The sequence below is a fragment of the uncultured Bacteroides sp. genome, from assembly GCF_910578895.1.
Classification (GTDB): Bacteria; Bacteroidota; Bacteroidia; order Bacteroidales; family Bacteroidaceae; genus Bacteroides.
In genome coordinates, this window is sequence record NZ_CAJTSC010000013.1 from 47,052 (window position 1) to 54,396 (window position 7,345).

Consider the following 7,345-nt stretch of genomic DNA (forward strand, 5'->3'; position numbering starts at 1 on the left):
ATTTTCTGTTTATAAAATTGATAGTTTCATAAAGAAATGGCGTAAGGCATTCCCAACTTTATCTATTCAGAAGGTAGATGTGCCAACCTCTAATTGTTATGTACTATTTAAATATGATACTAATAAAACTATGAGATTTCCTTTTGAAGCTATATATGGAGCACATAAAGGGTTCATAGAAGGTTGGATAAAAAAATGTAATCCCCAAAAAATACTTCAACCAGAAGAGCTTGAAAATGAATTGCGGAAAATAGCAAAAGAAAATAATGATGATATACACAAATAGACAATAATAGAATAATATACAGTTAATAGGACAATTAGTACAAAGGTCAGAAGGCAAATATTGTATTCTTGATAGATACGAATGATGATTTTGTAAATGCCATTGAAGAACTCAAAACTGAAGGTATTATAGACGTGAAACCTCTTGATTTTTTGTCCACTGTTTTAGATGGAGATATTTATAACATGCCCATTGCAAAACATGTCAGGACATACACTAAGCCACATTGGATGCCGATAGAACTTATATTAAAAAGCAATAGACAATAATAGACAATTACAGCCTAATAAACAAATAGACAGTAGCTTTAAATACAGATATTCAATGACTTAAATCGGTATATGCGTTTCCCGCTACCCCGACTGGTAAGATGCAATTGGCTAATTTAGGTCGGTTGCATCTTTTTTTGACTAAAGAATTAAAGCAAGTTTTACGAATCAACGTAAAAAAGCTGATTCCGGTTTTACACTGATAGATAACTTACATCTTCAAATAAAAATCTTTGGTCAGGGAAATGTATTCGGGGGTGAATTGTCCATGCGTTTCTCCTTCTATGTAAAGGATGTCCTCAGCACACGGCAGGTTTTGGTGGTCGAAAGTCAATAATATGCGACGACAAGGTTTGCCGGGTTTGGTGAAAACACGTAAACGGTGATGCGGATAAAGTTTGTATTTCCAGGCTGTGTCAATCACCATATTTTCGACTTCCGATGGAATGATAATACTTATAACTCCCTGTTCCGATAATAAATGTGCCGAATGTCCAAAAAGTAGTTCGTAGTTTAAATCACTCGTATGGCGGGCTATGCAACGTTGGCTGTCCGGACATTTCAAAGCATCGACAAAATAAGGCGGATTGGAGACGACAAGGTCAAATCTATCCTTTGGTTGGTACGCGCGAAAATCACAACATATAACCTCCATTCGGTTGCTCCAAGGAGAAGATTGGATGTTTTCTTGCGCTTGGGCGGCTGCGGACGAGTCTATTTCGATAGCGGTGATTGATACTTCAGGATTTCGTTGCGCTAACTGCAAGGATATTAGCCCACTACCCGCTCCTACATCAAGGATACGTTTAGTGTTGCGGACCGGAGCCCACGCTCCTAACAGTACTCCGTCTGTACCTACTTTCATGGCGCATTTGTCGTGCCGGACGGTAAATTGTTTGAACCGGAAAAAAGAATTCGGCATATCTCAGTTTTTGTTAATCGGACCCAAAAATAATCAAAGCTGATAAAATAACGGCAATTTTGGCATCGTTTTTGTCTTTTTAAAGAAAGGACATCTGTTTATATAGAAGAAATGGTTAACTTTGCAAACGCCTTATTGGTCTGCCAATAAGGCATAAATTAAAAAGAACGAAATGAAGAAAAGAAATTACTTTAGTGATATTGAAGATAGAAATGAAAATGCTTTTTCTGTAATTGCTGATTTTGAGGGGAATGAAGAACAATTGATGGATATTGAGGTGGATGAAGTCCTTCCGGTGTTACCTCTTCGGAACATGGTTTTGTTTCCGGGTGTGTTTATGCCGATATCTGTCGGAAGAAAGTCTTCCCTGAAATTAGTGCGGGAGGCGGAAAAGAAAGGTACATACATAGCTGTGGTATGTCAGAAAGTCGCTGATACCGAAGCACCTTTGTTGGAGGATTTGCATACAATAGGTACGGTAGCGAAGATTGTCCGTGTGCTGGAGATGCCGGATCAAACGACCACCGTTATCTTGCAAGGTTCCAAACGCATTGAATTGAAAGAGGTAATAGAAGTTACCCCGTATTTGAAAGGACGTGTGGCTACTCTTAATGAGGAACTTCCGGTTAAGGACGACAAAGAGTTCCAGGCGTTGGTGGAAGCGTGCAAAGACCTGACCGTGCGTTATATTAAGTCTTCGGAAATGTTTCCGCAAGATTCGGCGTTCGGCATTAAGAATATCACTAACCCGATGTTCTTGGTGAACTTTATCTGTACGAATCTTCCCCTGAAGAAGGATGAAAAGATAGAATTGCTTCGCATTGACGCATTACGTGCCCGTACTTATCGTTTGCTCGAGATTTTAAACCGCGAAGTTCAGCTTGCCGAGATTAAGGCATCTATACAGATGCGTGCTCGTGAGGATATCGACCAGCAACAGCGTGAGTACTTCTTGCAGCAGCAGATTAAAACCATTCAAGATGAGTTGGGTGGCGGCAGTCAGGAGCAGGAGTTGGAAGAAATGCGTAATAAGGCTAAAACCATAAAATGGAATGAAGATGTAAAAAGCGCATTCCTGAAAGAGGTGGATAAACTGGAACGTATGCATCCGCAATCGCCTGACTACAGTGTGCAGCTGAACTATCTGCAAACCATGATGAGCTTGCCATGGGGCGTTTATACAACGGACAACCTGAGTCTGGCTAATGCTGAGAAGACGCTGAATAAAGACCACTATGGTTTGGAGAAGGTTAAAGAGCGTATATTGGAACATCTTGCCGTATTGAAGTTGAAAGGAGATATGAAATCGCCGATTATCTGTTTGTATGGCCCTCCGGGTGTGGGTAAAACTTCATTGGGGCGTTCTATTGCCGCTGCTTTAAAACGGAAATACATTCGTATGTCTTTGGGTGGCGTGCATGATGAAGCCGAGATACGCGGACATCGCAAGACCTATATCGGGGCAATGCCGGGACGTATTATCAAGAGCCTGATTAAAGCCGGTTCTTCCAATCCCGTATTTATATTGGATGAGATAGACAAAGTAAGTGCTGACCGTCAGGGAGACCCCTCCTCTGCCCTGCTTGAGGTTCTTGATCCGGAGCAGAACACCACGTTTCACGATAATTTTCTGGATGTGGATTATGACTTGTCAAAAGTAATGTTTATCGCCACCGCTAACAACCTGAACACTATTCCCGGACCGTTGCTCGACCGTATGGAGCTAATTGAAGTCAGCGGTTATATTACAGAAGAGAAGATAGAGATTGCCCGCCGCCATTTGGTTCCAAAAGAATTGGAAGCAAACGGTATGAAGAAGAATGATATCAAGATGCCAAAGAATACGCTGGAAGCAATCATTGAATCCTATACTCGTGAAAGCGGCGTGCGTGAATTGGAAAAGAAAATCGGAAAAATCCTTCGTAAATTAGCTCGCCAGTATGCTACGGACGGCTATTTTGCAAAGACTGAAATCAAACCGGGCGATTTATATGAGTTCTTGGGCGCTCCCGAGTATACACGCGACAAGTATCAGGGAAACGAATATGCCGGTGTGGTTACAGGTTTGGCATGGACTGCTGTCGGTGGTGAGATTCTGTTTGTTGAAACCAGTCTCAGCCGCGGTAAAAGCGGTCGTCTGACGCTGACAGGAAACTTGGGCGATGTAATGAAAGAGTCGGCTATGTTGGCATTGGAGTACATTAAGTCTCATGCTTCGTTGCTGAACCTTGATGAAGAGATTTTTGATAACTGGAACATACACGTTCATGTTCCCGAAGGAGCTATCCCAAAAGACGGACCGTCGGCAGGTATCACAATGGCTACTTCACTGGCATCTGCGCTGACGCAGAGAAAAGTAAAAGCCAATCTTGCCATGACGGGAGAGATTACGCTTCGCGGAAAGGTGCTCCCCGTTGGTGGTATCAAGGAAAAGATATTGGCAGCCAAACGTGCCGGTATCAAAGAGATTGTCTTGAGCGACGAGAACCGTAAGAATATTGAAGAAATACAAGAAATTTATCTGAAAGGGCTGACTTTCCATTATGTGAAAGATGTGAAAGAAGTGTTTGCCATTGCGCTGACCGATGAAAAGGTAGCTGATGCCATCGACCTGTCCGTTAAAAAAGAAAAGATAGAAAAATAAGAAGAATGACATTTGAGTTACAATACACAGACAGCAAGACAAATGCGCGTGCAGGTTTGATTACGACCGATCATGGGCAGATTGAAACGCCCATATTTATGCCGGTAGGCACGTTGGGCACTGTGAAAGGTGTACATCTGACAGAGCTGAAAGAAGATATAAAGGCGCAGATTATATTGGGGAATACCTATCACCTCTATTTGCGTCCCGGATTGGATGTTATTGAAAAAGCCGGCGGATTGCATAAGTTCAACGGCTTTGACCGTCCGATGCTGACCGATAGCGGTGGCTTTCAGGTATTTTCATTGGCAGGAATCCGTAAACTGCGTGAAGAAGGCGCGGAATTCCGTTCACATATCGATGGAAGTAAGCATATCTTTACGCCGGAGAGGGTGATGGATATTGAGCGGACTATCGGAGCGGATATAATGATGGCGTTTGACGAGTGTACTCCGGGCGATGCGGAATATGCTTATGCCAAAAAATCAATGGAAATGACGCACCGTTGGTTAGACCGTTGCATCACACGGTTCAATGAAACAGAGCCCAAATACGGTTATCATCAGGCACTTTTCCCTATTGTGCAGGGATGTGTCTATCCGGATTTGCGCAAACGGTCGGCAGAGTTCATAGCTTCTAAAGAAGCGGAAGGCAATGCTATTGGCGGTTTGGCTGTGGGTGAACCTACGGAGAAGATGTACGAAATGATAGAAGTGGTCAATGAAATCCTTCCAAAGGACAAGCCCCGTTATCTGATGGGTGTAGGTACGCCGGTGAATATTCTTGAAGGTATTGAACGTGGAGTTGATATGTTCGACTGCGTGATGCCTACACGCAATGGACGCAACGGCATGCTGTTTACCAAAGATGGCATCATTAATATGCGTAACAAGAAATGGGAAACGGACTTCTCTCCTATTGAGGCAGACGGGGCGTCTTATGTAGATACATTATATAGTAAGGCATACCTGCGTCATTTGTTCCACGCACAAGAATTGCTGGCGATGCAGATTGCTTCCATTCATAATCTGGCATTTTATCTTTGGCTTGCCGGTGAGGCACGCAAGCATATTATTGCCGGAGATTTCTCTACATGGAAGCCGATGATGGTGCAACGCGTATCAACAAGATTATGAGAAACATTGACTGGAAGATATTGAAAGTTATAAAGTTGCCTGTAGGAAAAAACAAGTTCCTCAAGCGGCTGGATTGGTACATCATCAAGAAGTTCCTGGGAACGTACGTGTTTGCCATAGCCTTGATTATCTCTATCGCCGTAGTATTCGATTTTAATGAGAAAATGGACCGCTTTATGTCTCATGAAGCTCCATGGAAAGCCATTGTCTTCGATTATTACATGAACTTCATTCCCTACTTTGCCAATCTGTTCAGTCCGCTGTTTGTCTTTATCGCGGTAATCTTCTTTACTTCCAAGTTGGCGGAGAACTCGGAAATTATCGCGATGTTTTCTACGGGCATGAGTTTTAAGCGCATGTTGCGTCCTTACATGGTATCGGCTGCTATTATTGCGGTGACCACGTTCTGTCTCGGTTCGTACGTCATTCCTAAAGGCAGTGTTACGCGACTTAATTTTGAGGATAAATACTACAAGCCCCGTAAATCCAGCACAGCTCGCAATATTCAGTTGGAAGTGGATTCGGGAGTCATTGCCTATATAGAACGTTTTGAGGATTATAGTAAAACGGGATATCGTTTTTCGCTTGATAAGTTCAAGGACAAGCAGTTGGTGTCCCACCTCACCGCACGTAGTATTACATACGATACGGCAACCGTACATAAATGGAAGGTGAAGGATTATATGATTCGTGAGATGGACGGCATGCGTGAAAGCATAGTCAAAGGAGAAAGCATGGATACTATTCTCTTTATGGAACCTGCCGATTTTCTTATAATGAAAAACCAGCAGGAAATGTTAACCAGCCCCCAATTGAGCGAATACATAGACAGGCAGCGACAGCGTGGTTTTGCCAATATTAAAGAATTTGAGATAGAATACCATAAACGCATTGCCATGTCTTTTGCTTCGTTTATTCTGACGTTGATTGGCGTATCTCTTTCTTCAAAAAAGACAAAAGGTGGTATGGGACTGCATTTGGGTATAGGTTTGGGATTAAGTTTCTCATATATTCTATTTCAGACAATTGCTTCTACATTTGCCGTGAACGGCAATGTGCCGCCTGTTATTGCGGTGTGGATACCAAACTTGCTTTATGCTTTCATTGCATTCTACTTGTATAAGAAAGCGCCGAAATAAATAGCTGTAAGAAGGCGTTATCGAATCAAATAGGAAGATTGTAAAAAATAAGAAGCCGTCCCGCTCTTGTGTTTCCACAAGTGCGAGACGGCTTTTTTGTTGTATTCATTTCCTCTTTTGTTTTGTCCTTCCTGCTGTCAGACAGATATATAGCCTGATTACCGGAAGAACCCTCACTTTCTTCTTACAGGTTCTTTAATCGCTTTTTTGCCATAAGCATGGAAACGCTCAATTCAAGTAAGCTGAAAGTTCTGCAGCAGAGATGTTTTTGGCAATAATCACACCATTTTCATCCAGTAAATAGTTAGTAAATCCACGGTTTAAACGATATTTTTTAAATAAACCGGAAGACTCGCCTTCAGTTTCCACGAAACAAGTGGGCGTAACTATTTGGTCCTTACGAACGGTTTCCTTAAAAATAGATTGATACTCATCGAATGAGACGGAAACCATTTCCACATTTTCATTGCGGGAAGCGGAACGAAGCACATTGCTCAAACTTGCGTTTTGCATCCGGGAGTGCGCGTCATAACTTGCCCAAAAACTAAGCAACACATATTTGCCTTTCATGTCCGAAAGTTCGGCTAACGGTTGCTCGGTCGACATAGATTGGATTTTAAAGTCCGGGGCTATGTCACCCACATTCAAACCGCCGGTCGGTTTGTCTTTTTCTACAAAAGAAGTCAAGGAACCAATTAGTAATACAACAAAAATCCATTTTACATATTTCATGTAACCCGATTTTGGTTAATACTATTCGGGACTGTCCTTTCTGGCAGTGATTTCTTCCCGAAACGTCATACTCTCAGACCTTGCAATGAGAGGAAATCATTGATAATCAAAGTCTTTAATTCTGAAATCGGATGCAAAGGTAAGTAATTCTTAAAACAACTTCCAAATAAACAAGCAATTTTCTTACTTTTTTAGTTCGATTTTTTATGTTATTTAG

Annotated in this window: 6 protein-coding genes; 4 read left to right on the forward strand and 2 right to left on the reverse strand. The window is 42.1% G+C overall.

Annotation, left to right across the window (positions count from 1 at the left end; all coding sequences use genetic code 11):
- Window positions 1–130 precede the first annotated feature (130 nt).
- On the forward strand, window positions 131–286 hold the full coding sequence (locus tag QZ327_RS05155; protein ID WP_294617708.1) for a hypothetical protein: 156 nt from the start codon (window positions 131–133) through the stop codon (window positions 284–286).
- 480 nt (window positions 287–766) lie between these two features.
- Here the strand turns inward: QZ327_RS05155 and QZ327_RS05160 are convergent, their stop codons facing one another.
- On the reverse strand, window positions 767–1,477 hold the full coding sequence (locus QZ327_RS05160; protein ID WP_294617709.1) for a tRNA1(Val) (adenine(37)-N6)-methyltransferase: 711 nt from the start codon (window positions 1,475–1,477) through the stop codon (window positions 767–769).
- Window positions 1,478–1,649: 172 nt separating this feature from the next.
- Here QZ327_RS05160 and lon point away from each other — a divergent pair, with 172 nt between their 5' ends.
- From lon to QZ327_RS05175, 3 genes are read left to right on the forward strand one after another with little or no spacing between them, the layout of a single operon-like run.
- Entirely contained in the window at window positions 1,650–4,121 is a 2,472-nt protein-coding gene (gene lon / locus QZ327_RS05165; RefSeq protein WP_294617710.1) for an endopeptidase La, read from the forward strand.
- A 5-nt stretch (window positions 4,122–4,126) separates the two neighbouring features.
- Window positions 4,127–5,257: a tRNA guanosine(34) transglycosylase Tgt gene (gene tgt / locus QZ327_RS05170; protein ID WP_294617711.1), complete on the forward strand. Its 1,131-nt coding sequence runs from the start codon at window positions 4,127–4,129 to the stop codon at window positions 5,255–5,257.
- Entirely contained in the window at window positions 5,254–6,396 is a 1,143-nt protein-coding gene (locus QZ327_RS05175) for an LptF/LptG family permease (RefSeq protein ID WP_294617712.1), read from the forward strand. The genes tgt and QZ327_RS05175 overlap by 4 nt, the downstream gene beginning before the upstream one ends.
- Before the next feature lie 228 nt (window positions 6,397–6,624).
- Here the strand turns inward: QZ327_RS05175 and QZ327_RS05180 are convergent, their stop codons facing one another.
- Complete coding sequence (locus QZ327_RS05180) at window positions 6,625–7,128, reverse strand: thioredoxin-like domain-containing protein (protein WP_294617713.1); 504 nt, start codon at window positions 7,126–7,128, stop codon at window positions 6,625–6,627.
- Between the last annotated feature and the right edge of the window lie 217 nt (window positions 7,129–7,345).